Raw genomic sequence first — 26170 nt, 5'->3', positions numbered from 1 at the left:
GGCAGGGGTTGTCGCCGTGAGGTGCCCAGCCCGGTCTCGGCCCTCGGGTACCAAGCTCCGTTTAGTCTGGTCTGAAATGACTGGCACAGAGGAGGGATCGTATGACGGAGGCAGGCCCTGAGCGCGAGGAGGTGCTCGAATGGGTCGAGCGGGTGGCCACCTTCGTCTCCGAGGAGTGGGGTCTGGCTCCGATCACCGGCCGCATCCTGGGCTGGCTCATGGCCTGCGACCCTCCGGAGCAGACCGCCGGTGCGATCGCGGAGGCCATCGGCGCGAGCCGCGCGTCGCTGACGTCGAACATGCAGTTGCTGACGTCCATCCGGCTGGTACGCCGGTTCCGCAAGCCCGGTGAGCGCAACGTCTACTACCGGATCGAGGACGACGCCTGGTCCAAGGTCATCCGGCAGAAGCTGGCCGCGTTCACGGCCTTCGAGCGGCTGGCCGAGGACGGTCTGAAGCTCGGGTGGACCGGCGAGGAGCAGACCGCCCGCATCCGCTCGGCTCGCACGTCCATCGCCGCCCTGGCCAAGGTCCTCGACCAGGCCACCGGCGACGATCAGCCGAAGTGGTAGCGCAGGATCCGCACGCCCTGCCGGGACATGCCGTCACTGCGCGCCATCAGGCGTGTGAGCGCGCGCAGCGGCTGGGGAAAGGACGCCACCTCGGGAGCCCTGGTGAGCAGTTGCTCCTCGGCGAGGGTGAGTCCGGCGCCCCAGCGCTCGGGCTCGCGGGCGTCGTCGAAGCCGGCCGCGCCGCGGACACCGAGGGCCTTCATGGCGGGGTGGTAGCGCAGGGACCAGGCGGCGAACCGGGTGTAGCCGTTCAGCGCCAATTCCCCCGCGGGAAAGTGCGTGGTGAGGCTTCGGGCCAGCGTCTGGAAGGTCTGCCCCGGCATGAAGGGCAGCACGCCGTCCGCCACGATCATGGCTGGGCGATCACCCGGGAACGCGTCGAGCCAGCTCGTGGTGGTGAGATCGGCGGCGACGGGGTGCCCGCCGGGCAGCAGTCCCTTGCGGAGCTGGATGACCTCGGGGTAGTCGACGTCGTACCAGTCCACCCCGGTGGGCGGGGCGCAGCGGAGCATCCTGGTGTCCAGGCCGCAGCCCAGGTCGAGCACCACCGCGTCCGGATGCCTGAGGCAGAAGGCACGGACCGCGTCGTCGAGCTTCCTGCCGCGTAGTGCCGTGCCGAACACGACGCTCGGGGAGGCCCTCATCTTGCCGAAGTCGTAGTCGACCTGCCGGACCACGTCGTCGGAGTAGGCGTCGTGCAGGATCGACTTCGGCTCCCGGCTGTCCAGCGCCCGGGCGTAGAGGGTGAGGAAGAGCGTTTCCTGGATCGGGGTCATCGGGTCATCTCGGGTCGGCGAAGGTCACGTGTTCGGGGGGCACGCCCGTCCTCTCTGCTGGTTGGTGCCAGACATTTCAATATTGACTGAAATAGCTAGGCTTAGCAAGCCTGGAGAGCTTCTTGCTGCCGTCGGTGCGTACGCCGATCAGGACCGGCCTGCCTATGGATCGGCGACGCATGGTCCGCGCATCGCGGAGGTATCAACCCCGCCGGGGACCCTTGGGACTGTCAGCACAGCGGCACTCCGAAGGAGCACAGCGATGACCGCCTCCAAGACCTTCTACAGCCTGCCCAGCAAGGCCAGGACCGCGATACCGACGCTGAACGGCGTACTGTGGTTCCTTCAAATCCTGTGGGGCTTCTTCTTCGCCGGCAACGGCTTCGGCAAGGTTCTCCTGTACGACGGTGCCCTCTACGAGGCCGCGCCTCGGGCCGTGGCCTGGTATGCGGCAACGCCGCAGCCCTTGATCGTCTTCATCGGAGTCGTTGAGGTGCTCGGCGGTATCGGCCTCGTCCTGCCTGCGATGACGGGCGTCAAGCCGAAGCTCACGCCGCTCGCCGCGGCCGGTCTGACCCTGACGATGGTCCTCGCGACGGGGTTCCATCTCATGCGCGGCGAGTACGCCCTGATACCCGCGAATCTCGCCCTGGGCGGCGTCTCGGCGTTCATCGCGGTCGGACGATGGAACCTCAGGCCCACCTCGGCGTCGACCCTGACCACCCCGCACCTCCTCAAGTCGCTTGCGGTCCTCGCCCTGATGGCCCTGCTGGTGTTCGCCCCGACGTGGTACACGATGACCCACGCTCAATTCTGATCCGCGCGGTCAGCCGCCGGAGCCGCAGACGGGCGAGTGCCGCCGGCAAGACCACGCTGGCCGATGAACTCGCCGCCGTCCTGCGCGCGCAGGACCGCGACGTCATCCGCGCGACCATCGACGACTTCCTCGTCCCCCGCGCACAGCGCTACCGACGCGGCCAGTACTCGGCCGAAGGCTGCTACTTCGACGCCCACGACCATGCCGCGCTGTGCCGGGTCCTGCTCGATCCGCTGGGCCCGGCCGGAGACCGAAGGTTCCAGCACGGGGTCTACGACAGAGACACCGACACCCCATCGTCCCCGCCGGCGACGACCGCTCCTGCGGACGCCGTACTGCTCTTCGACGGCGTCTTCCTCCTGCGCCCAGAACTCCTCGACCGGTGGGACCTGCGCATCTTCGTGTCCGTCCCGTTCGAGCGGACAGTAGATCGCGCCCGGGACCGAGGCACAGCGCTGGCCGGATCCACCGCAGACACCGTCGAAATCGAACGGTCCTGGCGCAACCGTTACATCCCCTCCCAACAGCTCTACTTCGCCACAGCCCGCCCAACCGACCACGCCGACGTCATCGTGTACAACGATCAGCTCCAACGGCCGACCTGGGAAGTCCGACCACACTCATCGATACACGGGATCTGACAATCGCCCGCCACCCTCGAGGCAGGGTGGCGGGCGGCCTGCCGTTCCATCGACGGCAGGCCGCCCGACTCATAGGGCCATCCGGGTACGCACGTCACAAGGACCGAGGCCGAGAGCGCCGAACCTCTGGATGGCCGGGTCAGACTCCGAACGCCGCCGGATAGCGGATGGTGCCGGTCGGCGCAGGCCGGGTGGGGTCGAAGACGAGCGCCATCATGTACTTGTCCTCGACGTCGAAGGGCGGCCGGATGGAGAGACCGGAGGCCGGGACGAAGCCGAAGCGGGGATAGTACTCGGCGTGGCCGAGCACGAGCACGAGGTTCTCGCCCTGCTCACGGGCGGCGTCGAGGGCTGCGCGGATGGCGGCCGAACCGGCGCCGGTCCGCTGGTGTTCGGGCCGCACGGCACACGGGCCCAGAGCGAGGGCCGGAGAGCCGTCCACGTGGCAGCGGGTGAGCAGCGCGAACCCGGCGATGGAGCCGTCGGGCGCCTCCGCGACCCAGGACAGGCCGGGGATCCACGCCTGTCGGTCGGCGCGCAGCGCCTCGACCAGGTCGGCCTCCACGGAGGTGGGGAAGGCCGCGAGGTTGACCTCGCGGATCTGGGCGAGGTCGGCGGCGGTCTCGGTGCGGGTGATCCAGGAAGTGCTCATGGGAGTGTTCGAGTCCGTTTCTGTGCTCGCCTGCGGGCGCAGGACATAGCCGGTGTGCTGGTGGTCAGTGCCGTGCTCGTGGCGCAGGGTGATGTGGTGGGCGGATCCTTCGCCGCAGGTCAGGTCGAAGCCTTCACTGGGGAAGGGCGGATTCGCCATCGAGGTCCGGGTCGTGTGGATGGCTCGCGTCAACTCGTCGGGGGACGGCTGGTGCGGGGCGAAGAACGCCTGCGGCGTCGGTGGGGTGCGGTCGGTCATGACTGCTGGTCCCTGAACTTGTAGGTGGCGCGCAGATGGCTGGTGATGGCCTTCTGCCGGTTGGTACGCTCGCCGCGCAGCCGGGCATCGGTGCGTGAGGCCGCCCACGCGTTCTCGCGTTGTAGCTTGCGGTAGCTGGCCAGGCGGCGCTCGGTCAGCTCGCCCGCCTCGATGGCGGCCTGGACGGCGCAACCCGGTTCGGTGTCGTGGGAGCAGTCTCCGAACCGGCAGTCCTGGGCGAGGTGTTCGATCTCGGCGAAGACCTGTTCCAGGCCGGCGGCGGCGTCATGGAGGCTGATCCCGCGCAGGCCGGGCGTGTCGATGAGGACACCGCCGCCGGGAAGGGGGACCAACTCGCGGCGGACGGTGGTGTGGCGGCCCTTGCCGTCCTGCGCCCGTACCTGGCCGGTGGCCAGCAGCTCGTCGCCGAGCAGCGCGTTGCCGAGTCTGGACTTGCCCGCGCCGGAGGCTCCGAGCAGGACCGTTGTGCCGCTCAGCAGCGCGGTCAGCACATCGATGTTCTGACCGGTGGCGGCGCTGGTGATCAGGATGTCCACGTCCGGTGCCAGCGTGCTCGTCTCCGCGTGCACGGCGGCGGCGTCGGCGGCCAGATCCGCCTTGGTCAGGACGATCAGCGGCCTGGCGCCGCTGTCCCACGCCAGGGCCAGCAGTCGCTCCAGCCGGGCCGCGTCCAGCGGAACGGTCAGTGAGACGGCGACGACAACGGTGTCGACGTTGGCGGCCAGCACCTGCCCGTGGGAGGTGCGTGACGCCGACGAGCGCACGATCGCGCTGTGACGCGGTAGCAGGGCCACCAGCGCCGGTGCGCGGCCTGTGCGCAGCGCGGCCCAGTCGCCGGTGCACGGCGCCAGGATCGGATCGGGAGAGTACAGCGCCGTGAGGTCGGCCCGCACCGGGCCGGACTCGGTGACCGCGTCACACAGGCCGCGGTCCACCCGTGCGATCCGGGCCGGAACCAGGCCGGCCTCGCGGTGTTCTGTGAAGGAGTTGTCGAGTGTTTCCGTCCATCCGTACCGGGACAGGCCGACGTCGGATGGATCTGTGAAGAGGTTTGGCAACGTGAGACACCTTGCGGGAAGGGGCCCCGACGAGACGCAGAAATCACCCCGCCTCGTAAGCCGGATGGCTCACGGCAAGGCAAGAAGTGGGTCAGACCGGAGCCCGGGACGTGAGGAATGTCCGGGCGCTGCACACGGCAGCGGTCTTCACCGCGGTCATCAAACCTCACCTCCCTCTCATCCGGTACCCAACACCAACGACCTGCAGCCTAACACTCCAGCAGCGTGCTCTGTCACGGGGTTCCCGCACCGGAGGGCCACGAACCACGTGTCGCGGGCGGAGGGCTTGTCGCACACGGTGAAGTTCTATCGGGAGCGGAGGCCGATCTGGTGGGCGTCGGCGAGCAGGCCGGGGGCCACCCGGCGGTGGACGGCCGCTCTGATCGCCGCCGGGCGGGAGGGCGGGGGGTCGACCATAGGCAGATATTTGAACGATGGTACAACTTGTACTATCGTTCAAATATGGAATCGCACAAGCGGGCCGGTGTCCGGGAGTGGCTGGGGCTGGGGTTGCTGGCGCTGCCGACCGTGCTGCTGGGCCTCGACGTCACCGTGTTGTACCTGGTCATGCCGAGCATGGCCGCCGAACTCGAACCCACGGCCACGCAAACGCTGTGGATCATGGACGCTTACGGCTTCTTCATCGCCGGGTTCCTCATCACCATGGGGACTCTGGGCGACCGGATCGGCAGGCGGCGCCTGCTCATGATCGGGGTCGCGGCGTTCGCCGCCGCGTCGGTGGTCGCGGCGTTCGCCGCTGACGCGGGGCTCCTCATCGCCGCCCGCGCCCTGCTCGGCATCGCGGGCGCGACGCTCATGCCGTCCACGTTGTCGCTGATCAGCAACATGTTCGCGGACGTACGCCAGCGGGCGGTCGCCATCGGCGTGTGGGCGACCATGTTCGCCCTGGGCATGGCGGCCGGTCCGGTGGTGGGCGGTGCGCTCGTCGACCGGTTCTGGTGGGGGGCGGCCTTCCTGATCGCGGCGCCGGTGGCGGTGGTCGTGCTGGCCCTGGCGCCGGTCCTGCTGCCCGAGTACGCCGCCCCCGGGCAAGGACGGCTGGATCCGGTCAGCGTCGTGTTGTCGCTGGTCGCCGTACTGCCGCTGGTCTATGCGATCAAGAGCGGCGCCACGCACGGGGCCGACGCGCTGACGCCCGTGCTCGTGGTGGTGAGCGCGGCCGCGGGGACGGTGTTCGTGCGCAGGCAGCTCAGGCTGGCCGCACCGCTGCTGGACATGACGTTGTTCAGGGACCGGGCCTTCTCCGCCGCCCTGACCGTGCTGCTGGTCGGTCTGGTCGGCGTGGGCGGCACGATGTACCTGGTCACCCAGTTTCTCCAACTCGTGGAGGGGCTGTCGCCCGCCGTCGCCGGGCTGTGGATGGGGCTGCCCGCGCTGGCGATGTTCGCCGCCGCCATCGGCGCCCCGATCGTGGCCAGGCGCATCCGGCCGGGGACGGTCATGGGGGCGACGCTCGGAGTCTCACTGATCGGGTACGGCCTGCTCGCCACGGCCGAGGTCGGCGACGCGACGAACGTCGTGCTCGGGTTCGGGTTCGTCTACCTGGGACTCGGGGCCATCGCGGCACTGGGCACCGACATCGTCGTCGGGGCGGCCCCGGCGGAGAAGTCCGGATCGGCGGCGGCGTTGTCGGAGACCGTACAGGAGTTCGGCATCGCCGCCGGGGTCGCGCTGCTCGGCAGCCTCTCCGCGGCCGTCTACCGATCGCTCGCGCAGGCCCCGCCCGAGGTCACGCCCGAGGTCGCCGAGCGGATCACCGCCAGCCTGGAAGGCGCGCTCGCGGCCGGCCGGGCGGACACCGTCCAGCAGGCGCGGGAAGCGTTCGTCGCCGGGCTGAACGTCGCCTCCCTCGCCGTCGGAGCGGCGATCCTGGCCGTGACCGTGCTGGGACTGTTCATGCTCAGGCACATCCGTCCCATCGGGGAAGCTCAGCGGTGAAGGTCGTCTAACCTGGGATCATGGACGGACGCAGGGCCAGAGGCCAGAAGCGCCGGGCCGAGATCATCGACGCGACTCTGGCGGTCGTCCAGCGAGACGGGGCCGCCGGGGTGACCCACCGTACGGTGGCCAAGGAAGCGGGCATCCCGGTCAGCCTGAGCACGTACTACTTCGACACCCTCGACGACCTGCTCATCGCCGCGCTGACCAGCGTCGCGGACACGTACACCGCGCGCATCCGCGACATCATCGACCACCGCGACGACAAGTTGCGCGGGCTCGCCGAGCTGATCGTGGAGTCGGCCGGGCCGGGGCGGGAGCGCGCACTTGCCGAGCGGGAGTTGTCCACCCTCGCCGGTCGGCGGCCCGCCCTGCGGACGGTCGCGCGGCGCTGGCGCGAGAACGTCGCGAAGCTCGGCTCGCAGTGCACGGACGATCCCACGGCCGTCGCCGCGCTCGTCGCGGTGTCCGACGGGCTGTGCACCGCGCTGCTCATCGACAACGCGCCCGCCGAGGTCGACTACGTGCACGCCGTCCTGGAGCAGGCACTCATCCGCCGGTGACGCTACGTATCGCGAGCGACAACAGTGTGTAGCCGTCAGTCACGTTCCGCTAAAGCGGTGGCTGGCAATCACCCTCGTTGATCTGTCCCGACACCGGAGGTACCGCGATATGCGTCGCATCCCGCCCGCTCTCTTCGTCTCCCTGGCCGCCGCCACGCTCGTTCTGGGCCCGGTCTCAGCCGCTCACGCCGTCGTCGATCCCAGTAAGAACCAGGCGCTGGAGTCGCTCCAGAAGGTCGACCCCATCATGATGGCCAATTGCGCGACCGGTGGCGCCGCCGATCCCGTCGGCGCCGTCGCCGTTCCGCCCGAGGTCCCGCTCGTGGGCTGCCTCACGCTCTAGGCCGGTGATGCCCTGATCGTCGGTGCGGTCGCCCGCAACGAGGTGACGCCGGAAATGTCGGTGCTCGTTGCGCTCCGGGGGAAGGTCGTCACCCGGCGGCCGCACTGGCGGGCCGAGTCTGCGGCACAGGCGGCCGACGGTGACGGTGGCACCGGGTGATTCTCTGTCGTGTTTATGGCCCCGGCGGAATCATTCATCCGCAGCTAAATTGTTCACCTGGTAATTGTCCGGCAAGCCGCCGCCTGGCCGATGTTCGAGTTTATCGCCGTGAGATCTCGGACAGCCATCACCCATGTCCGGGAGGAATCTACACATACGGCCGTCGCAACCATGAAGTTCGCCAGAACCACAAATCTCTGGCGACGGCAGGGTTCCGCATCTTCGCGGGACCCGGCCGGTGCGACGGGCGGCGACGCGTACCACAGCGTCGATGACGCCTACCGCCACTGCGAGCAGATCATGCGCAGTCAGGCCCGCAACTTCTCGTACGGTCTGCGACTGCTGCCCGCGCGCAAACGCCGCGCGCTGAGCGCCGTCTACGCGCTGGCCCGCAGGATCGACGACATCGCCGACGGCGACGGTCCCGCCGAGACGCGGCTGGCGCACCTGTCCGCGGTGCGCGGGATGCTCGACGGGACCGCTCCCGGGCAACACGACCTCGTGCTGGTGGCGCTGCTGGAGGCGGCCGGACGCTATCCGATACCGCTCGCGGCGTTCGAGGATCTCGTCGACGGGTGCGCGGCCGACGTACGCGGGACGACGTACGAGACGTTCGACGACCTGGTCGGTTACTGCCGATGCGTCGCCGGCTCGATCGGGCGGCTCTCGCTGGGGGTGTTCGGCACGGACGACGCCGAGGCGGCCAGACCGCTCGCCGACGCGCTCGGCGTGGCCCTGCAGATCACCAACATCCTCCGCGACCTGCTCGAGGACCGGATGTCCCAGCGGATCTACCTGCCCGCCCACGACCTGGAACGGTTCGGCTGCACGCTGGGCGTCGACGCGCACGGCCGGTTCAGCGATCCACCGGAGCACCTGGCCGAACTCATCAGGTTCGAGGCGGACCGGGCGCGCGACTGGTTCGCGGCCGGGATGCGCCTGCTGCCCATGCTGGACGCCCGCAGCGCCGCCTGCACGGCCACCATGGCCGGCATCTACCGGTGCCTGCTCGACCGCATCGCCGCCGACCCCGGCCGGGCGCTGGCCGCCAGGATGTCGCTGACGACGGGGGAGAAGTCGCTGGTCGCGGTGCGTGCCCTCGCCCGCGCCAGGCGCGGGAGAGGCGGATAGGGCATGGTCAGGGCGACCCGGCGCCGCCGACGGAGTGCCGGGTGTTCCGGCGGGCCCCGGTGCCGTGTGTGGTCGAGGTGGCCGGCGTGACCCAGTCAGTGACGGCCGCGCTGCTGGCGGTGGTCGCCGCGTTGTGCAACGCCACTTCGACGGTGCTCCAGCGACAGGCGGCGCAGACGGTGCCGGCGGAGTTGGGACTGCGGCTCGGCCTGATCTGGGCGCTCCTCGGGAACACGCTGTGGCGATGGGCGATCGTGGCGATGATCGGGGGCTTCGTCTTCCAGGCGGCCGCGCTGGCGGTGGGGGGCATCTCCCTGGTCCAGCCGGTTCTGGTGGTCGAACTCGCGTTCACCGTGATCATTCTGGCCTGGGCGTTCGGCACGGTTCCCGACCGGCGGGAGTGGCTGGCGATCGGCGCGTTGTCGGCCGGTCTCGCGCTGTTCCTCGCCGCGGCGGATCCGGGCCCGGGGCAGTGGGTGCCGGACACCGCCGCGTGGATCGCCGCCGCCCTCGTGACCACGGCGGTGGCCGCCGCGCTGGTGGCGGCGGGGGCCAGGGCCGGCGGGCCCGTCCGCCCCGCCCTGCTGGGCGTGGCCGCGGGCATCGGCTTCGCCTTCACGGCCACGCTCATCAAGAAGTGCATGACCATGCTGGAGGAGGATCCGGGTGCGCTGCCGGTGTCCTGGCCGCCGTACGCGATGGTGGCCGCGGGCCTGTGCAGCCTGTTCCTCCTGCAGAACACCCTGCACAGCGGCCCCTTGGTGGTCGCCCAGCCGGCGTTGACCATCAGTGACCCGCTGGCGGGCATCCTGTACGGCGCGCTGATGTTCGGGGAGCCGATCCGTACCGGGTCGTGGGTGGTGTTCGAGGCGGCAGGTGCCGGGCTGCTGGCGTACGGCGTCGTCGTGCTGGCCAGGTCACAGCTCATCCAGACCCGTGGCGCGACTGCCCCGGCGCGGAGATGAGACCCGCCTGGACCGGCGGCGCGGAGAACAGCGCGAAAGCCCGGTCCGTCCGGCTCTTGCGCGCTGCCTCGTCCTCCAGCAGGTCCAGCGCGTCCAGCAGCCCGGACGCGGTGCCGGTGTGGCTGACCACGCCGGCCTCGGCCATCGCCCGCGCGCTGGCCACGCCGTGGCCGGGGATGGGCCGGTGGATGACGACCGGCAGCCCGGCCGAGAAAGCCTCCCAGCAGGTCACTCCTGAGCCGTTGTCGACCAGCGCGTAGGCGTCCGCCATCAGCTCCGGCACGTCGTCACGCCACCCGAGCGCCCGGCCCAGACCGTCGTCTTCCAGGCGGCGGCGCAGCCCCGCGTTGTTCCCGCACAGGACGAGCGGCGTGTACCGCCCGGAACCGACCAGGGTGCGCGCGGTCGCGACGATGTCCCCGACCCCCCACGCCCCTCCCGACACCAGCACGAACCGTACGCCGGAGTCCACGCCCGACCGGCCGGCCAACGTCCGCGCGAACTCCGGGCGCACGACCGGCGCACAGCGCAGCGCCGACCGGCGGGTGCGGGCGGCGATCTCCCCGACGACGTCTCCGTTCGGGCTCAGGCAGCGGTCGTTGCCGCGGTGCAGCCACAGGTGATGCACCGCGAAGTCCGTGACCAGCACGGTGCTCGGGCAGCGCAGCCGGCCGCGCTCACGCAGCCGTCCGGTGATCTGGGCCGCCAGGTGAAAGGTCGAGACGATCTCGTCGGGCGCCCCCGCGGCGACGAGACGGCGCAGGCGCGGGGCGGCGAGCACCGTGAGCGGCGACGTGCCGCCGGACCGTTTGCCGACGAAGAAGACCTGGTAGATGACCTCGTAGAGCCAGGGGGCGCGCAGGATCATCCAGCGGTACCCGCGACGTAGCGCCGATCCCAGCCGGAACGGGAACAGGTGGAGGACATCGATGATCTCGGCATCGGCATTCTCGGCGGCGAGCCGGGCCGCCAGTTCGGCGGCGACCCCGTCATGGCCGTTGCCCATCGACGCGCTGAGGATGAGCACCCGGCGACGCCTCCCGCGCCCGGTCCGCGCCCGCTCGGGCGGCTCACTTTTCACGACCGGCCACGCCTCCTCCCGCGACGGGTCCGCGAGGATGCGCCGTGTCGCGCTGCCGCTCGGGCTCGCCGGCCTGGCGCTGCTGCACGCCGGTCCCGCCGCCACCTGGCTGCCCTCGGTACGGCGACGGCTGCCCGCCATCGCCGGCGTCGGCGACCCCGGTCATGTGGCGCTCACGTTCGACGACGGACCCCACCCCGGCTCGACCCCGCGCTTCCTGGACGAGCTGGAGCGGCTCAACTGTCACGCGACCTTCTTCGTCCTCGGCGAGCTGCTCGAACGCCACCAGTGGCTGGGCCGCCGCATCGTGGCCGAGGGTCACGAGCTGGCCGTGCACGGCTGGCGGCACGGCAACCCCCTGCTCGCCCGGCCGGGCCGGTCGGCGGCCGACATCGGCAGAACCGTCGAGCTGGTGAGGGCGGTGGGCGGGTGCGCGGCGTGGTATCGCCCGCCGTACGGGGCGCTCAGCCTGGAGGCGCTCGTCTCCGCCCGCATGAGGGGACTGCGCCCTGTGCTGTGGACCGCCTGGGGGCGGGACTGGGAGGCGGCGGCCACGCCCGGTTCGGTGCTGGCCACCGTGTCGGCCGGGTTGCGCGGCGGGGCGACCGTCGTGCTGCATGACTCCGACCACGCCTCCGTCCCTGGTTCCTGGCGATCGGCGCTCAGCGCCCTCCCCGCGCTCGTGGACCGCTGCAGGCTCATGGGCCTGAACGTGGGCCCGCTGCGCGACCACGGCGTAGGCGCACCCACCCCTGTTCGTCCGAGGGCGCGTTCGTATAACGGGACCACTCCCCTTTCCCGGTAATTCCCACACCCTTTTCCGAACCACCGACGAGTAAATTCAGCGCCAATCAGCGGGCAACCGAATATAGTCCCGATTACCCATGTTTTGCGCCGCCCGGCAGCGGATAGTTCCCTGTCGTGCGGTCAGGGAGAAACCATTGGCGGGTGCCGATGGAAAAGGCGCGCCGGGAGAACTTCCCGGTGGCCTCCCGACTGCTTCCCCGCCGGCAGCGCGACCATCTCATGGCCGTGTACGGCTTCGCCCGCTCGGTGGACGACCTCGGCGACGACGCGCACCCCGACGACCGCCTGCGACTGCTGGACGAGGTGGAGGCCGACCTGGCCCGCCTGTACGACGGCCGCCCGCCCCTGCTCGGGCCGGTCCGCGGGCTGGCCCGCACCGTCAGGGAGTGCTCGGTGCCCGCCGACCCGTTCCACCGCCTCGTGGAGGCCAACCGGCGCGACCAGCAGGTCGTCCGCTACGAGACGTTCGACGGGCTCCTCGGCTACTGCGAGCTGTCGGCCAATCCGGTCGGCCATCTCGTGCTGTGGGTGTTCGGCGAGGTCAGCGACGCCCGGCTGGCCCTGTCCGACAAGGTGTGTTCGGCGTTGCAGATCATCGAGCACTGCCAGGACGTGGGGGAGGACTACCGGCGCGGTCGCGTCTACCTGCCGGGGGAGGATCTGCGCAGGGCGGGGTGCCCGATCGGGCATCTCGCGGCGACGGCCACGTCACCGCGATTGCGCGAGGTGGTGGCCGCACAGGCCGAACGGGCCGGGGCGATGCTGGCCGAGGGGGAGGCGATCGTCGGGACGCTGTCCGGCTTCGCCCGTACGGCGGTCGCGGGCTATGTCGCGGGCGGCCATGCGACCCTGGCCGCGCTGAGAGACGCCCGTTACGACGTTCTGGGCCGGGCCGTCCGGCCGCGCCGCGTACGCCTGCTCGGTGGGTGGGCCCGTCTCCTCGTGACCATGAGGCGGCCGGCGCCGGCGCGACGGCTGTCGTCACCGTGAGAGGCGTGCCGATGACGCTCTCCGGCAGCTCCGCGACGACGATCGCGCCGGTGGCCGTGGTCGGCGGCGGACTGGCCGGCATCACCGCCGCCCTCGCGCTCGCGGAGGCCGGCTGCCCCGTGACGCTGTACGAGGCCCGTCCGAGGCTGGGCGGGGCGGCGCACTCCTTCCAGCGCGGCGGGCTGACGGTGGACAACGGCCAGCACGTCTTCCTTCGCTGCTGCACGGCGTACCGGGGGCTGCTCGACCGGCTCGGCGGCACCGCCCTGGTCGGCCTGCAGAGCCGGTTCGACGTGCGGGTGCTCGGCGGGGCCGGCCGGTCGGGGCGGCTGCGCCGCGCCTGGCTGCCCGGCCCGCTCCACTTCGTGCCCGCGCTCGCCGGATACCGCCTGCTCGGGCCGGGCGACCGGATCCAGGCCCTGCGCGGCTCGCTCGCGCTGAGCAGGCTCGACCCCGCGGATCCGGTGCTCGACACGATGACGTTCGGGAGCTGGCTGGCGGCGCACGGCCAGGGCGCGCCGGTCCGGCAGGCGCTCTGGGACCTGCTCGCGGTCGCGGCCCTGAACACGGGCGTCGAGGAGGTCGCGCTCGGCCCGGCGGTGAAGGTGTTCAAGACCGCACTGCTCGGCCGGCCCGACGCCGCCGACCTCGGCATCCCCCTGGTCCCGCTCGGGCGGCTGCACGACACCGCGGCCCAGGAGGCCATCGCGCGGCGCGGCGGGGCGGTGCGCCTGTCGGCGAAGGTCACGGCCGTCGAGCCGGACGCCGTCGTCGTGGACGGCGTCAGGACGAAGGCGTCGGCGGTCGTCGTGGCCACACGTCACGAGCAGGCCGCGAAGCTGGTCCCCGCGGGAGCGGCGCCCGGCAGGGACGCGTGGAGCGCCCTGGACGCCAGTCCCATCATCAACGTCCACGCGCTCTACGACCGGCCCGTCATGCGGATGCCGTTCGTCGCGGTCGCCGGCTCGCCCGTGCAGTGGGTGTTCGACAAGACCAGCGTGGCCGGGCTCGGCCAGGGCCAGTACCTGGCCGTCTCGGTGTCGGTCGCGGACACGTGGATCGACCGCCCGACCGCGGACATCCGCGCGGCCTTCGTCCCCGAGCTGCGTTCGGTGTTCCCGGCCGCGCGCGAGGCCAGGTTGACCGACTTCTTCGTCACCAGGGAACGGCGCGCGACGTTCCGTCAGGCCCCGGGCAGCGGAGCGCTCCGCCCGCACGGCGCCACCCGCTGGCCCGGCCTCTATCTCGCCGGCGCCTGGACCGACACCGGCTGGCCCGACACGATGGAGGGCGCCGTGCGCAGCGGACTCCACGCGGCTCGCCTGGTCAGACACCATGTGCGACCTCAGGAGAGCGCCTCATGACCCTCACCCTGCCACCGGCGCAGGCCGCCCGCGAACTCGTCGACCCGGTGCTGCGCGAGGCCGTCGACCGCCTCGACCCGCACACCGCTCGCGTCGCCCGCTACCACTTCGGCTGGACCGACGCCTCGGGGCGGCCGCACGTCGCGGGCGGCAAGGCGCTGCGGCCCGCGCTCGTCGTGCTGTCGGGCCGGGCGGCGGAGGCCGACGTCGAACGGTGCCTGCCCGCCGCCGCGGCGGTGGAGTTGGTGCACGCGTTCTCCCTCCTGCACGACGACGTCATGGACGACGACCCGGTGCGCCGCCACCGCCCGTCCGCCTGGACGGTCTTCGGCCGCTCCGAGGCGATCCTCGGCGGCAACGCGCTGCTCGTCCTGGCCGGGGAGCTGCTGCTGGAGCAGGACACCCCCGGCTCCGTGGCGGCCGCCCGCGCGGTCAATCACGCCACGCTCTCGCTCCTCGCCGGCCAGGCCCTCGATCTGGAGTTCCAGGACCGCGACGACGTGACGAGGGAAGAGTGCCTGCGGATGTCGCGTCACAAGACCGCCTCGCTGCTGGCCTGCGCCTGCTCGATCGGGGTGACGGCGGTGGCGGGCCCCGCCCCGCTGGCCGGCGCTCTGGCCGCGTTCGGCGCGGAGGCCGGTCTGGCCTTCCAACTGGCCGACGACCTGCTCGGCATCTGGGGGAGCACGGAGGTGACCGGCAAGCCGGTGCTGTCGGACCTGCGGGCCCGCAAGAAGAGCCTCCCCGTGGTGGCCGCGCTCACCGGCGGCACGGAGGCCGGACACCGCCTCGCCGAACTGCTGGCCAGGCCGGGACAGCTCACGGAGGACGACCTGCGCGACGCCGCCCGCCTGGTCGAGGAGGCAGGTGGCCGGACGTGGGCGGAGCAGGAGGCCGGGCGGCGCCTCGACGCCGCGGCCCGGTGCCTCTCGGACGCGGACATGCCCGCGGACGTGCGCGATGAATTCCTGCGCATCGCCCGATTCATCACCTCCAGGGACCACTGACATGACCACCCTCGACACGCCCCAGAGCCCGCTCACCGACGCCGAGCACGCCCTCCAAGCCGCCCGCGACCACCTGATCGGCCTGCGCTCGCCGGAGGGCTGGTGGAAAGGCGAGCTGCAGACCAACGTGACCATGGACGCGGAGGATCTGCTGCTGCGGGAGTTCCTCGGCATCCGCACCGAGCAGGAGACGGCGGAGGCGGCCCGGTGGATCCGCTCCGAGCAGCGGGCCGACGGCACGTGGGCCAACTTCCACGGCGGGCCGGCGGATCTGTCCACCACGATCGAGGCGTACACCGCGCTGCGGCTCGCGGGCGACCCACCCGACGCGGAGCACATGCGTGCCGCGGCCAAGCAGGTGCTGACCATGGGCGGGATCGAGGCGAGCCGGGTGTTCACCCGCATCTGGCTGGCCCTGTTCGGGGAATGGTCGTGGCGGGACCTGCCCGTCATGCCTCCCGAGATCATGTTCCTGCCCTCGTGGTTCCCGCTCAACATCTACGACTGGGCCTGCTGGGCCAGGCAGACGATCGTGCCCCTGACCGTCGTGACCGCGTACCGGCCGGTGCGCGAGCTGCCGTTCGGGCTGCCCGAGCTGCGTAGCGGCAGGACGCCGCGCCGGGCCGCACGCGGGGGCTGGGCCGCGGTGTTCGGCGCGCTGGACAAGGGGCTGCACCGGTACGAGCGGCGCCCGTCGCCGAGCCTGCGCCGGGCCGCGCTGCGGCGGGCCGTCGACTGGATCGTCGCACGCCAGGAGGCAGACGGCTCCTGGGGCGGCATCCAGCCTCCATGGGTGTACTCGATCATCGCCCTCCACCTGTCCGGCTACCGCCTCGACCACCCGGTGATGCGCGGGGCGATCGGCGGGCTCGACCGGTTCACCATCCGCGACGAGCGGGGACGCCGGGTGGAGGCGTGCCAGTCACCCGTCTGGGACACGGCGCTGGCGGTCAACGCGCTGCTCGACGCGGGCACCCCCGCCGACCACCCGGCCGTCGCCGGAGCCGCCGACTGGCTGCTGCGCGAGGAGGTCACGACGGCGGGTGACTGGGCCGTGCGGAGACCCGGCCTGGCGCCGGGCGGCTGGGCGTTCGAGTTCGACAACGACGGTTACCCCGACACCGACGACACCGCGGAGGTCGTGCTCGCGCTGCGCCGGCTGGCCCGCCCCGACGCGCGGCCGGCGATCGAGCGCGGGGTCCGCTGGCTGACCGGGATGGCGAGCGCCGACGGGGGCTTCGCGGCGTTCGACGCCGACAACGACCGTACGCTCTGCACCAGACTGCCCTTCTGCGACTTCGGCGCGGTGATCGACCCCCCGTCCGCCGACGTCACCGCGCACGTCGTCGAGGCCCTGGCCAAGGAGTCGCCCCACGCACCCGCCCTGCGCAGGGCCGTGGTCTGGCTGCTCAAGGCGCAGGAGGCGGACGGATCGTGGTTCGGGCGCTGGGGCGCGAACCATGTCTACGGCACCGGGGCAGTCGTGCCCGCCCTCGTCGCCGCGGGAGTCCGTCCAGGACATCCTTCGCTGCGCCGCGCCGTCGGCTGGCTGGAACGGCACCAGAACGACGACGGCGGCTGGGGCGAGGACCTGCGCTCCTATCGCGAACCGGTCTGGGTCGGCCGCGGCGCCTCGACCGCCTCGCAGACCGCCTGGGCGCTGCTGGCCCTGCTGGCCGCCGGTGAGCGCTCGCCGTCGGTGGACAGGGGAGTGCGCTGGCTGGTCGAGCGGCAGCGGCAGGACGGCACCTGGGACGAACCGTACTTCACCGGCACCGGCTTCCCCGGTGACTTCTACATCAACTACCACCTCTACCGGCTCGTCTTCCCGATCAGCGCGCTCGGACGTTACCTGCGCCGCGAACCGGCAGATCAGGGCCCCTCATGACGGAGCTGCTGATCTGCGCCGCGCTCGGGATCGAGGCCCGCGCCATCAGGCGCGGCCTGCCGCCGCACCTCGCCGGCGTCCGGGTGATCGTCACCGGCGTCGGCCCGCGGCGCGCGGCCCGGGTGGCCGCCGGACTGGAGGGCACGGAGGCGGTGGCCGTGGCCGGTTTCGGCGGCGCGGTCGACAGGAGCCTGCGGCCCGGCGACGTCCTGGTGGCGAGCGAGGTCCGGTTCGCGGGACGGGTCCATCCCTGCCCGTCCGCCCGCCTCCTCGCCGAGGAGGTGGCCCGCGCGGGCCTGCGGGCCAGGGTCGGGCCGCTGGTCACCACCGATCACGTGGTCGGCGGCGCGGAGCGGCGCCGGCTGGCCGCGGAAGGCGCGTACGCCGTGGACATGGAGACGGGCCCGCTGGCCGCCCACGCCGCTGCCGTCGCGGGACGGCCGCCGGCCGCCGTACGGGTCATCGTCGACACGCCCGGCGCGCCGCTGCTGAGCCCGGCGACACTCCCTCGTGGCATCGCCGCCCGCCGCACGCTCCGCGACCTCGGCCCCGTCCTGGCGCGGTGGGCGGCGGCCACCGGGCACCGAACTGTCCAGTTCTCGCTACCCAAGGGAGCCTTCCCATGACGATCCCGCTGCGGCAAAGCCTGCGCGTCGGCTCCTACATCCTCGGCCAGCGGATACGGGGACGGACCAAGTACCCGCTGCTGGTGGAGTTGGAGCCGCTGTTCGCGTGCAATCTCAAGTGCGCCGGCTGCGGCAAGATTCAGCACCCCGCCGACGTGCTGAAGCGGCGCATGCCGGTGGAACAGGCCGTCGCCGCCATCCAGGAGTGCGGCGCGCCCATGGTGTCCATCGCCGGCGGGGAGCCGCTCATGCACCCGCAGATCGGCGAGCTGGTCCGCCGTCTCGTCGGCATGAAGAAGTACGTGTTCCTGTGCACGAACGCGCTGCTGATCCCCAAGAAGATCGACGAGTTCGAGCCCTCGCGGTACTTCACCTGGACCGTGCACATCGACGGCGTGCGCGAGCGCCACGACGCCTCGGTGTGCAAGGAGGGCGTCTTCGACGAGGCGGTCGCCGCCGTACGCGAGTGCCGGCGGCGCGGCTTCCGGGTCACCACCAACACGACGTTCTTCTCCACGGACAGCCCGCAGACCGTCATCGAGGTGCTCGACTACCTCAACGACGAACTCGGGGTGGACCAGATGATGATCTCCCCCGCGTACGCCTACGAGAAGGCGCCCGTCCAGGACCAGTTCATGGGCGTGCGGGAAACGCGCGCGCTGTTCCGCGAGGCGTTCGCCGAGGGGAGGCGGCGGCGCTGGCGGTTCAACCACTCGCCGCTGTTCCTGGACTTCCTGGAGGGCCGGATCGAGCTGTCCTGCACCGCCTGGGCCATCCCGTCGTACTCGCTGTTCGGCTGGCAGCGGCCGTGCTACCTGATGGCGGACGGGTACGCCCAGACCTACCGCGAGCTGATCGAGGACACCGACTGGTCGGCCTACGGCCGGGGCCGTGACCCCCGGTGCGCGAACTGCATGGCGCACTGCGGGTACGAGCCCACCGCCGTCCTGGCCACGATCGGGTCGCTGAAGGAGTCACTGCGCGCCATCAGGTCCGGCTGACCCCTGGATGCGCCCGAAGCGCCGCGCGAGCAGCCGGAACGCGCCCGGTGCCGCCCCGCGCAGCCTGGCCGGCGCCCGCAGCCATCCCGGCACGAACGACTCCGGCCGGCCGTCCGTGATCGCCGCCACGATGGCCCGCGCCACCCGCTCCGGCGCGATCGGCACAGGCCAGGCCCGCGTGTACGGGGCGCCGCGCCGTACGAAGAAGGGCGTGTCCACCACCCCCGGCAGCAGCACGGACACGCCGACGCCCGGCACGTGGTGCAGCTCGTGCCGCAGGCCCTCCGCGAAGGTCATCAGCCCCGCCTTCGTGGCCGAATAGACGGACTCCTGCGGCACGCCCACCGCCCCGGCGATGGAGGCCACGAACACGAGGTGCCCGCGGCCCGCCGCCACCATCCCCGGCAGCAGCAGCCGGGTGAGCGCGATCGGCGCGCCGAGGTTGACCGCCAGCAGCCGCTCGGCGGTGTCGGCCGGCATCCGTACGAACGGCCCCGCCCACCCCACGCCCGCGTTGTTCACCAGGACGTCGACGTGCCCGGCCCGTGCGACCAGTTCGTCGGTCTGGGTGGCGACGTCGTACGCCAGCGCGCGCCCGCCGGTGGCCGCGGCGACGGCCGCCAGCCGCTCGTGATCGCGTCCGGCCAGCGTCAGCCGGGCGCCGGCGCCGGCCAGCGCCCGCGCGGTGGCCGCCCCGATGCCGGAGGAGGCCCCGGTGACGAGGACGTGGGCGTCGGCGAGCCTCACGGCTGCCCGCCCCGAGGCGTCGGTCGGTCCGCGAGCATCGGTCACCTGTTTCCGCGCGTGTCACTCCCGTACAGGTGTGCTTTCCACTCCCGTGCCGGGTCACACCGGCTGACGTGCTGTCTTGACCGCTGGACGCAAGTACTCGAGCGCGACTGATTCCCCATCAGGCTGTCGCGGGGGCGATCAGCGGCGGCGCAGTGACGGGTCGAGCAGCGCGGGCGGGGTGTCGTTCTTCTCGTGCGCGGCGAGGTCGGTGCCGGGGGCGACGACGGCGTCGATCGCGTCGAGCACGTCGGCGGAGAGCACGGTGTCCGCGGCGGCGAGCTGCGCGTGCAGGTGGTCCAGCGTACGGGGGCCGATGAGCGCGCCGGTCACGGCGGGGTGTGCGGTCACGAAGCCGAGCGCGAGCTGGATCATCGTCAGGCCGGCGGCGTCGGCGACCTCGGCCAGTCGCTCGACGGCGGCGAGCCTGGCCTGGTTGGCGGGGACGGCGGTGTCGAAGCGTTGCGGCATGAACGTCGAGCGGTTGGTGGTGATGGCCCGGCCCGCGCGGATCGCGCCCGACAGCCAGCCCGAGGCCAGCGGGCTCCATGCCAGCACGCCGAGCCCGTACTGCTCGGTCACGGGCAGGACGTGGGCCTCGACGCCGCGCTGCAGGATCGAGTAGCTGGGCTGTTCGGTGACGTAGCGGCTCAGGTGGTGCTCGCGGGCGGCCCACTGGGCCTGCACGATGCGGTGGGCGGGGAAGGTCGAGGAGCCGAAGTAGCGGATCTTTCCCGCGCGCCGCAGGTCGGTCAGGGCCGACAGCGTCTCCTCGTCGCCGGTGTTCGGGTCCCATCGGTGGATCTGGTAGAGGTCGACGTGGTCGACGCCGAGGCGGCGCAGGCTGTCCTCCAGCGCGGTGACCAGCCAGCGGCGCGAGCCGCCCTGATGGTTGCGCTCGCCGCTCATCGGCAGGGCCGCCTTCGTGGCCAGCACGATGTCGTCGCGGCGGCCCGCGATGGCTTTGCCGACCATCTCTTCCGACTGGCCGCCGCTGTAGACGTCGGCGGTGTCGATGAGGTTGATCCCGGCCTCGAGGGCGGCGTCGACGAGCGCGGTGGCCTCGTCCTGGGTGGTGCGCCCGATCTTCCCGAAGTTCATCGCGCCGAGCGCGAGGGTGCTGACCTGCACACCTGTGCGGCCCAAGGTGCGGTACTGCATGACTGTGTCTCCTCATTGCGGGGGAAGCGCGGTGTGTCGGGTGGCTTGGCCACCAGGCCCGTGCTCTGGCATCATCACCAAAGCGGAACCTCGTTCCGAAACGATACGGAACACGGTTCCGCTTTCGCAAGTGGCGGCGTGGGGAGTGACGCGATGAACGACAGAGGCGAGGCCGTGGGGCAGGCGGCCGCGCCCAGGCGGAAGGACGCCCGGCGCAACCAGGAAGCCCTCCTCGGCGCGGCCGCCAGGGTCTTCGTCACGTCAGGCGTGAACGCCCCCGTACGTGACATCGCGGCCGAGGCGGGCGTCGGGGTCGGCACGATCTACCGCCATTTCCCGACCCGCGCGGACCTCGTCATCGCCGTCTACCGGCACCAGGTCGACGCCTGCGCCGAGGCCGGACCGGCCCTGCTGGCCACCGGCCTTTCGCCTTACGCCGCACTGGGGCGGTGGATCGACCTCTTCGTCGACTTCCTGGTCACCAAGCACGGGCTCGCCGCCGTACTGCGGTCCGACAACTCCGACTTCGAGGTGCTGCACGCCTACTTCCTCGACCGTCTCGTGCCCGTCTGTGCCGAGTTGCTCGAAGCCGCACGCGCCGCCGGTGAGATCCGGCCTGGCGTCGATGCGTACGCGCTCATGCGCGGCGTCGGCAACCTCTGCATCGGCGCGGACAGCGACCCCCGCTACGACGCACGCCACCTGGTCGAACTCCTCATCGCGGGGCTGCGCGGGCCGCACCGCTGACCTCGGCCCGCAACAATAATGCGAACCGGGTTTACTTTTGAACCCGGTATGCATTATCGTCCTGACCATGGTCGGCGTCAGCAAGGAGAAGAAGGCGCAGCGGCGCAGGCACATCGCCGAGACGGCGCTGCGGCTGTTCGCCGAGCGCGGTTTCGACGCGGTGACCGTCAACGAGATCGCCGAGGTGGCGGGGGTCGCCAAGGTCACCCTGTTCAACTATTTCCCGAGCAAGGAGGCGCTGGTCCTCGACGTCGTCGAAGAGGACACCGCCGCCGTCGTGGCGGCCCGCGCCCCCGGTCAGACGCCGCTCGCGGCGCTGCGCGCCCACTACCTGGCCCTCGGCGAGCGGGCGGCGGAGGTGGACGTCGAGCAGCTCATGGTCAGGATGCGGGTGATCGTCGAGAGCCCCACGCTGGTCGCGGGCGTCCAGCGGCTGCAGTACGGCCAGCGCGCGGCCCTGGCCAGGGCACTGGACGGCCGCGAGTCCTGCCCCGCGCCCGACGACCTCACCTACGACCTCATGGCGGACCTCATGGCGGCGCAGATCATCGCCACGATCCAGCTCCTGCAGGAGACGTTCTTCGAGCGGCTGGCGGCGGGCATGAGCCTGCGCGAGGCGGGGGAGCGGCTGAGGCCCGACGTCGAGCGCGCCTTCGACCTCCTGGAAAGGGGACATGGATCGTGAAGAAGGGCATCAACTATGACACCGGATTCCTGCCGGAGCCCGGAACCTCGCGCAGGGCGTTCGACCCCGAGACCGTCCGGCGGGAGATGCGGGTCATCGCCGACGAACTGCACTGCGCGGCGGTGCGCGTCTCCGGCGGCGACCCCGGACGGCTGAGCGTCGCCGCCGAGCAGGCCGCGGCGGCCGGGATGGAGGTGTACTTCGCGCCCTTCCCCGTGGACCTGACGCCCGAGGCCGCCCTTGACCTCTACGCGGACTGCGCCGACCGGGCCCAGGCCGTCGACGGCGAGGTCGTGCTGGTCACCGGCTGCGAGACCAGCGCCTTCTGCCAGGGCTTCATACCGGGCCTCACCTACGGCGACCGCCTGCAGGCCATGGCCACCGCGGACCTGACCTGGTGGCAGTCGCTCGGCCCGATCCTGCAGCGGCTCAACGGCTTCCTCGCGCAAGCGGCCGACACCGTCAGGTCCAGGTTCCGCGGCCGGGTCACCTATGCCTCGGCCCCGTGGGAGTCCATCGACTGGAGCCCGTTCGACCTGGTCGGCGTGGACGCCTACCGCGCCGCGTACAACGCGGAGACCTTCCGCGAGGAGATCCGCGCGCACCACGAGCACGGCAAGCCCGTCGTGGTCACCGAGTTCGGCACCTGCGCCTACCAGGGCGCCGGCCTGCTGGGCGGCATGGCGTGGCAGCCGCCGGAAGGCGCCGTGCCCGACGAGCGGGAGCAGGTGCGCTACCTCACCGAGCTGGTGGACGTCTTCGAGGCGGAGGGCGTCGACACCGCGTTGTGGTTCACCTTCGCCGGATACACCCGGCTCGGCGCCGCCGACCTGGGCTCGTACGGTGTGGTCAGGATGCTCGACGAGACCCGCTGGGAGCCCAAGGCGGTCTTCCACGCCATGGCCGGACGCTACAGGTGAAGATCCCGGATGCCAGGGACGCCGCGCGGCGGGCTGGGCAAGACGGCGTAGAAATATGACAAACGGTGTCGGGTTTTGCGGCGAGCATGGCTCCACCGGTCGGCCCCGACGGCCGACGTGGACCCCTGCGAACCGACAAGGACCTCGATGCACGAAACACCAGGACGGCTCCGAGAGCCCTGGGCCGCCGCCGACCCGGGTCGCGAGACCATTGACGTGGTGGGAGCGCGTACCAACAACTTGCGGGACGTGTCCGTGCGCATCCCCAAGGGGCAGGTCGTCGCCTTCACCGGAGTGAGCGGCAGCGGCAAGACCTCGCTGGCCATCGACACCCTGCACAGCGAGGCCCAGCTACGGTATCTGGAGGGGCTCTCGCCGTTCGTCCGGCAGTACATCACCCAGCGCAACCGGCCGAAGGTGGACCGCATCCTGGGGCTCGGCCCGACGCTCGCGGTCGACCAGCGCCGCCTCAACCGCAACCCCCGCTCCACGGTCGCGACGATCACCGGCATCGACGGGCACCTGGGGCTGCTGTACTCGCGCCTTCCCGGGATCGACGCGGAGCCGGCGGCGGACAGCGGGGAGGGGCATCTGACGACCGCTCACTTCGACCGCGACACGCCGGAAGGGAGCTGCGCGGACTGCCACGGGGTGGGCGGGCGCTGGCAGGCGCAGGAGGACCTGGTCATCACCCACCCGGAGCTGCCGCTCTTCGCGGGGGCCTCGCCCTGGTACGCCAAGTGGCGGTCGGGGGAGCACGCGTTCGTACCGGCGCTCGCCGAGAAGCGGGGGGTCGACCTCGGCCGGCCGTGGCAGTCGCTGCCTGAGGAGTTCCGTCACTGCGTGCTGTACGGCACGGGTGACGAGAAGATCGAGGCGACCGTCGACATGACGAACAAGAACGAGACGGCCCTGGTGAGCTACACCTCGAGCCAGCCGCTGCGGGGCGCGCTCGCCGAGGTGGAGCGGGTGTTCGTGAACGCCCGGACGTCCAGCGCCAAGCAGCGCTACCTGCCGTACATGCGCAAGCGGCCCTGCGGCACCTGCGGCGGCAGCGGGTACTCCCAGGCGGCCAGGTCCGTGCGGCTCGGCGGGCTGACGTACCCGGAACTGATCGAGGTGGAAGTACGCGAGGTGCGCGGCTGGGCGAGGCGCGTGCTGGACGACCTGGGCGCCCGGCAGCGCGAGGTGGGCGAGCCGCTGCTGCAGGACCTGGGCCGCAGGTTCGGCATCCTCGACCGGCTGGGCCTGGCCCATCTCCAGCTCTCCAGGAGCGCGGTGACGCTGTCCGGGGGCGAGCTGCAGCGGACCCGGCTCGCCGCTCAGCTCAGCACCGAGCTGAGCGGGATCATCTTCGTCCTGGACGAGCCCGGGACCGGGCTGCATCCGGCGGACAAGGCGCAACTGCTCGACATCGCCCTGGAACTGCGCGAGGCCGGCAACACGGTGCTCCTCGTCGAGCACGACCCCGAGCTGATCGCGCGGGCCGACTGGGTGATCGACATGGGGCCGGGCGCGGGCCGCCTCGGCGGTGAGGTCCTCGTGTCGGGGCTCCCCGCCGACGCGGCCGCCCACCCGAAGTCGCTGACCGGGCGCTATTTGACCGGTGGAGGGCCGCGGCTCCGCAGAACCCGCCGCCCGGCCGGGGACGACACCGGCTGGGTGGAACTGCACGGCCTGCGCGCGCACAACGTGACCGCGGACCTGGTACGTTTCCCCGTCGGCCGCCTCACCTGCCTGACCGGGGTGAGCGGCAGCGGCAAGAGCAGCCTGCTGGGCGCGCTCGGGGCGAGCGCGGAGGCCACCCTGAACGGGACGGCGACCGACACCGTGCGTAAGGTGACCGGTCTCGAAGGGTTCAGTTGGGTCGCCGTCGTCGATCAGGAACCGCTCGGGCGGACGCCGCGATCCAACCCGGCTACGTACAGCAAAGCGTTCGACATCGTCCGCAAGCTGTTCGCCGAGACCGAGGCGGCGCGCGGGCGCGGGCTCACTGCCTCCTGGTTCAGCTTCAACACCGCGGACGGCGGCCGTTGCGAGACCTGTACCGGTTATGGCCGCAAGCTGGTGGACATGCACTTCCTGCCGGATGTGTGGGTGGTCTGCGACGCGTGCGAGGGCCGGCGTTACCGGCCGGAGGCTCTGGAGATCAGGTATCAGGGGTTGGCCATCGATCAGGTGCTGGGGCTGACCGTCGCCGAGGCCGTCGAACGATTCTCCGACGACCCGCAGCTCGCGGAGACTCTGGGAGCCCTGGACCAGGTCGGGCTCGGCTACCTCCAACTCGGCCAGAGCGCCACGGAGTTGTCCGGCGGCGAGGCACAGCGGCTGAAGCTGGCGGCCGCGATCCGGCGCGGCGCCGGGAGCCGCAAGGCCGGCCTCGTCGTGCTCGACGAGCCGGTCTCGGGCCTGCACCCGTCCGACGTCCAGCGGGTGGTGGACGCGCTCGATGTGCTGCTCGACTCGGGCAACACCGTCGTCGTGGCCGAACATGACATTCCCGTCGCCGCGTCCGCGGACTGGGTGATCGACCTGGGGCCGGGAGCCGGTCCGGACGGGGGCGCGGTGGTCGCGGAGGGCACCCCGGCCGCCGTCGCGGCGGCGGACACCCCCACCGCCGGCTTCTTCCGGCGGTATGCGGCGGGTCTGCCGCTCCTGGAGGCGCGGGGGAGCGCACGCCGCTGAGACGGGTCCGGGAACGGGGTCGGCCGCCCGCGAGCAGAGGTCAGAGGCGATGCAGGTCAGCGTGAATGGATCTCCTCGTGAGCCTCTTCGAGAGAAGATCCCGCCAGGAACGCCGCGACCCCGCCGGTGAAGTTGGCGCACTCGAGGACGTCGTCATGCGGGCAGGCCAGGCCGTGGGCGATGGCGGTGCGTGCCACCTGCGCCTGGGCGATCCGTTGGTCCAGCTCGGCGAGCTTGCGCTGGTACAGCTCGCGCCACCCGTCGCCGGCCGGCGAACGGGCCGCGACGAAGGCTTTGATCTCCCGCAACGTGAAGCCGACAGCGCGCAGCATCACGACCATACCGACCAGCCCGACCGCCGACGGCGGATAACGCCGTTGCCCCGAGACCCGGGCGGGCGCCGGCAGGAGGCCGAGTTGCTCCCAGTAGCGCAGGGCGGAGGTGGCGACACCCGTGCGGCTCGCCAGCTCGCCGATCGTCAACTGCTCACCCATTGACTTCAAG

The 26170-nt window shown here is 71.8% G+C and carries 26 protein-coding genes; 19 read left to right on the top strand and 7 right to left on the bottom strand.

Features of this window, described 5'->3' with window-relative positions:
• The first annotated feature begins 101 nt into the window (after positions 1 to 101).
• Complete coding sequence (locus ACZ6S0_RS16740) at positions 102 to 572, top strand: GbsR/MarR family transcriptional regulator (RefSeq protein WP_465917807.1); 471 nt, start codon at positions 102 to 104, stop codon at positions 570 to 572.
• Here ACZ6S0_RS16740 and ACZ6S0_RS16735 read toward each other — a convergent pair.
• Positions 557 to 1348 (bottom strand): class I SAM-dependent methyltransferase, encoded by a 792-nt coding sequence (locus ACZ6S0_RS16735; RefSeq protein ID WP_465917806.1) that lies wholly within the window; start codon positions 1346 to 1348, stop codon positions 557 to 559. The two genes, ACZ6S0_RS16740 and ACZ6S0_RS16735, sit on opposite strands and share 16 nt — an antisense overlap.
• 262 nt (positions 1349 to 1610) lie before the next feature.
• On the opposite strand from ACZ6S0_RS16735, the gene ACZ6S0_RS16730 reads away from it, so the two are divergent.
• Both ACZ6S0_RS16730 and ACZ6S0_RS16725 read left to right on the top strand, forming a co-directional pair.
• Positions 1611 to 2165, top strand: a complete 555-nt coding sequence (locus tag ACZ6S0_RS16730; RefSeq protein ID WP_465917805.1) for a DoxX family protein — start codon at positions 1611 to 1613, stop codon at positions 2163 to 2165.
• Positions 2135 to 2806, top strand: a complete 672-nt coding sequence (locus tag ACZ6S0_RS16725) for a cytidylate kinase family protein (RefSeq protein WP_465917804.1) — start codon at positions 2135 to 2137, stop codon at positions 2804 to 2806. The genes ACZ6S0_RS16730 and ACZ6S0_RS16725 overlap by 31 nt, the downstream gene beginning before the upstream one ends.
• Before the next feature lie 139 nt (positions 2807 to 2945).
• Here the strand turns inward: ACZ6S0_RS16725 and ACZ6S0_RS16720 are convergent, their stop codons facing one another.
• Both ACZ6S0_RS16720 and rsgA read right to left on the bottom strand, forming a co-directional pair.
• Positions 2946 to 3458 (bottom strand): GNAT family N-acetyltransferase, encoded by a 513-nt coding sequence (locus ACZ6S0_RS16720; RefSeq protein WP_465917864.1) that lies wholly within the window; start codon positions 3456 to 3458, stop codon positions 2946 to 2948.
• 254 nt (positions 3459 to 3712) lie between these two features.
• Positions 3713 to 4795, bottom strand: a complete 1083-nt coding sequence (rsgA, locus tag ACZ6S0_RS16715) for a ribosome small subunit-dependent GTPase A (RefSeq protein WP_465917803.1) — start codon at positions 4793 to 4795, stop codon at positions 3713 to 3715.
• A gap of 462 nt (positions 4796 to 5257) precedes the next feature.
• Between rsgA and ACZ6S0_RS16710 the strand changes: the two genes are divergently transcribed.
• The 5 genes from ACZ6S0_RS16710 (at position 5258) to ACZ6S0_RS16690 (ending at position 9915) form a co-directional block, all read left to right on the top strand.
• Complete coding sequence (locus ACZ6S0_RS16710) at positions 5258 to 6754, top strand: MFS transporter (protein ID WP_465917802.1); 1497 nt, start codon at positions 5258 to 5260, stop codon at positions 6752 to 6754.
• Positions 6755 to 6774: 20 nt separating this feature from the next.
• Complete coding sequence (locus tag ACZ6S0_RS16705) at positions 6775 to 7317, top strand: TetR/AcrR family transcriptional regulator (protein WP_465917801.1); 543 nt, start codon at positions 6775 to 6777, stop codon at positions 7315 to 7317.
• Positions 7318 to 7426: 109 nt separating this feature from the next.
• Positions 7427 to 7660, top strand: coding sequence for a hypothetical protein (locus tag ACZ6S0_RS16700; RefSeq protein ID WP_465917800.1), 234 nt, complete (start codon positions 7427 to 7429; stop codon positions 7658 to 7660).
• A 330-nt stretch (positions 7661 to 7990) separates the two neighbouring features.
• The gene (locus tag ACZ6S0_RS16695; RefSeq protein ID WP_465917799.1) at positions 7991 to 8950 is read left to right on the top strand and encodes a phytoene/squalene synthase family protein; all 960 of its coding nucleotides are present in this window, start codon (positions 7991 to 7993) and stop codon (positions 8948 to 8950) included.
• A gap of 86 nt (positions 8951 to 9036) precedes the next feature.
• Positions 9037 to 9915 carry a DMT family transporter gene (locus tag ACZ6S0_RS16690; protein ID WP_465917798.1) on the top strand — a complete coding sequence of 293 codons (879 nt, stop codon included), beginning with the start codon at positions 9037 to 9039 and terminating at the stop codon, positions 9913 to 9915.
• Here the strand turns inward: ACZ6S0_RS16690 and ACZ6S0_RS16685 are convergent.
• Positions 9875 to 10996, bottom strand: coding sequence for an MGDG synthase family glycosyltransferase (locus ACZ6S0_RS16685; protein WP_465917797.1), 1122 nt, complete (start codon positions 10994 to 10996; stop codon positions 9875 to 9877). The genes ACZ6S0_RS16690 and ACZ6S0_RS16685 overlap by 41 nt on opposite strands.
• A gap of 37 nt (positions 10997 to 11033) precedes the next feature.
• Here ACZ6S0_RS16685 and ACZ6S0_RS16680 point away from each other — a divergent pair, with 37 nt between their 5' ends.
• The 7 genes from ACZ6S0_RS16680 to hpnH all read left to right on the top strand — a co-directional run bounded on the left by ACZ6S0_RS16680 (position 11034) and on the right by hpnH (position 18679).
• A complete protein-coding gene (locus ACZ6S0_RS16680; RefSeq protein WP_465917796.1) occupies positions 11034 to 11801 on the top strand; it encodes a polysaccharide deacetylase family protein in 768 nt (255 codons plus the stop codon).
• Positions 11802 to 11950: 149 nt separating this feature from the next.
• Entirely contained in the window at positions 11951 to 12793 is an 843-nt protein-coding gene (gene hpnC, locus ACZ6S0_RS16675) for a squalene synthase HpnC (RefSeq protein WP_465917863.1), read from the top strand.
• An 11-nt stretch (positions 12794 to 12804) separates the two neighbouring features.
• The gene (hpnE, locus tag ACZ6S0_RS16670; RefSeq protein ID WP_465917862.1) at positions 12805 to 14157 is read left to right on the top strand and encodes a hydroxysqualene dehydroxylase HpnE; all 1353 of its coding nucleotides are present in this window, start codon (positions 12805 to 12807) and stop codon (positions 14155 to 14157) included.
• Positions 14154 to 15164, top strand: coding sequence for a polyprenyl synthetase family protein (locus ACZ6S0_RS16665; protein WP_465917795.1), 1011 nt, complete (start codon positions 14154 to 14156; stop codon positions 15162 to 15164). Before hpnE ends, ACZ6S0_RS16665 begins: the two co-directional genes overlap by 4 nt.
• 1 nt (position 15165) lies before the next feature.
• A complete protein-coding gene (gene shc, locus ACZ6S0_RS16660) occupies positions 15166 to 17052 on the top strand; it encodes a squalene--hopene cyclase (RefSeq protein ID WP_465917794.1) in 1887 nt (628 codons plus the stop codon).
• Positions 17049 to 17678, top strand: a complete 630-nt coding sequence (locus tag ACZ6S0_RS16655) for a phosphorylase family protein (protein WP_465917793.1) — start codon at positions 17049 to 17051, stop codon at positions 17676 to 17678. Before shc ends, ACZ6S0_RS16655 begins: the two co-directional genes overlap by 4 nt.
• On the top strand, positions 17675 to 18679 hold the full coding sequence (hpnH, locus tag ACZ6S0_RS16650; protein WP_465917792.1) for an adenosyl-hopene transferase HpnH: 1005 nt from the start codon (positions 17675 to 17677) through the stop codon (positions 18677 to 18679). The genes ACZ6S0_RS16655 and hpnH overlap by 4 nt, the downstream gene beginning before the upstream one ends.
• Here hpnH and ACZ6S0_RS16645 read toward each other — a convergent pair.
• Together ACZ6S0_RS16645 and ACZ6S0_RS16640 are read right to left on the bottom strand one after the other, a co-directional pair.
• Positions 18653 to 19426 (bottom strand): SDR family NAD(P)-dependent oxidoreductase, encoded by a 774-nt coding sequence (locus tag ACZ6S0_RS16645; RefSeq protein WP_465917791.1) that lies wholly within the window; start codon positions 19424 to 19426, stop codon positions 18653 to 18655. The genes hpnH and ACZ6S0_RS16645 overlap by 27 nt on opposite strands.
• Before the next feature lie 183 nt (positions 19427 to 19609).
• On the bottom strand, positions 19610 to 20629 hold the full coding sequence (locus ACZ6S0_RS16640) for an aldo/keto reductase (protein ID WP_465917790.1): 1020 nt from the start codon (positions 20627 to 20629) through the stop codon (positions 19610 to 19612).
• A 153-nt stretch (positions 20630 to 20782) separates the two neighbouring features.
• Here ACZ6S0_RS16640 and ACZ6S0_RS16635 point away from each other — a divergent pair, with 153 nt between their 5' ends.
• The 4 genes from ACZ6S0_RS16635 to ACZ6S0_RS16620 all read left to right on the top strand — a co-directional run bounded on the left by ACZ6S0_RS16635 (position 20783) and on the right by ACZ6S0_RS16620 (position 25666).
• Positions 20783 to 21376 carry a TetR/AcrR family transcriptional regulator gene (locus ACZ6S0_RS16635; RefSeq protein ID WP_465917789.1) on the top strand — a complete coding sequence of 198 codons (594 nt, stop codon included), beginning with the start codon at positions 20783 to 20785 and terminating at the stop codon, positions 21374 to 21376.
• Positions 21377 to 21443: 67 nt separating this feature from the next.
• A complete protein-coding gene (locus ACZ6S0_RS16630; RefSeq protein WP_465917788.1) occupies positions 21444 to 22061 on the top strand; it encodes a TetR family transcriptional regulator in 618 nt (205 codons plus the stop codon).
• Positions 22058 to 22981 carry a hypothetical protein gene (locus ACZ6S0_RS16625; RefSeq protein ID WP_465917787.1) on the top strand — a complete coding sequence of 308 codons (924 nt, stop codon included), beginning with the start codon at positions 22058 to 22060 and terminating at the stop codon, positions 22979 to 22981. Before ACZ6S0_RS16630 ends, ACZ6S0_RS16625 begins: the two co-directional genes overlap by 4 nt.
• A gap of 147 nt (positions 22982 to 23128) precedes the next feature.
• Entirely contained in the window at positions 23129 to 25666 is a 2538-nt protein-coding gene (locus tag ACZ6S0_RS16620; RefSeq protein ID WP_465917786.1) for an excinuclease ABC subunit UvrA, read from the top strand.
• A 56-nt stretch (positions 25667 to 25722) separates the two neighbouring features.
• On the opposite strand, the gene ACZ6S0_RS16615 is transcribed toward ACZ6S0_RS16620, so the two are convergent.
• Positions 25723 to 26160, bottom strand: a complete 438-nt coding sequence (locus ACZ6S0_RS16615; protein WP_465917785.1) for a MerR family transcriptional regulator — start codon at positions 26158 to 26160, stop codon at positions 25723 to 25725.
• Between the last annotated feature and the right edge of the window lie 10 nt (positions 26161 to 26170).

Source organism: Nonomuraea sp. NPDC051298 (assembly GCF_055586305.1).
The sequence above is the reverse complement of the archived record's forward strand: the minus strand, read 5'-3'. Positions and strand labels throughout refer to the sequence as shown.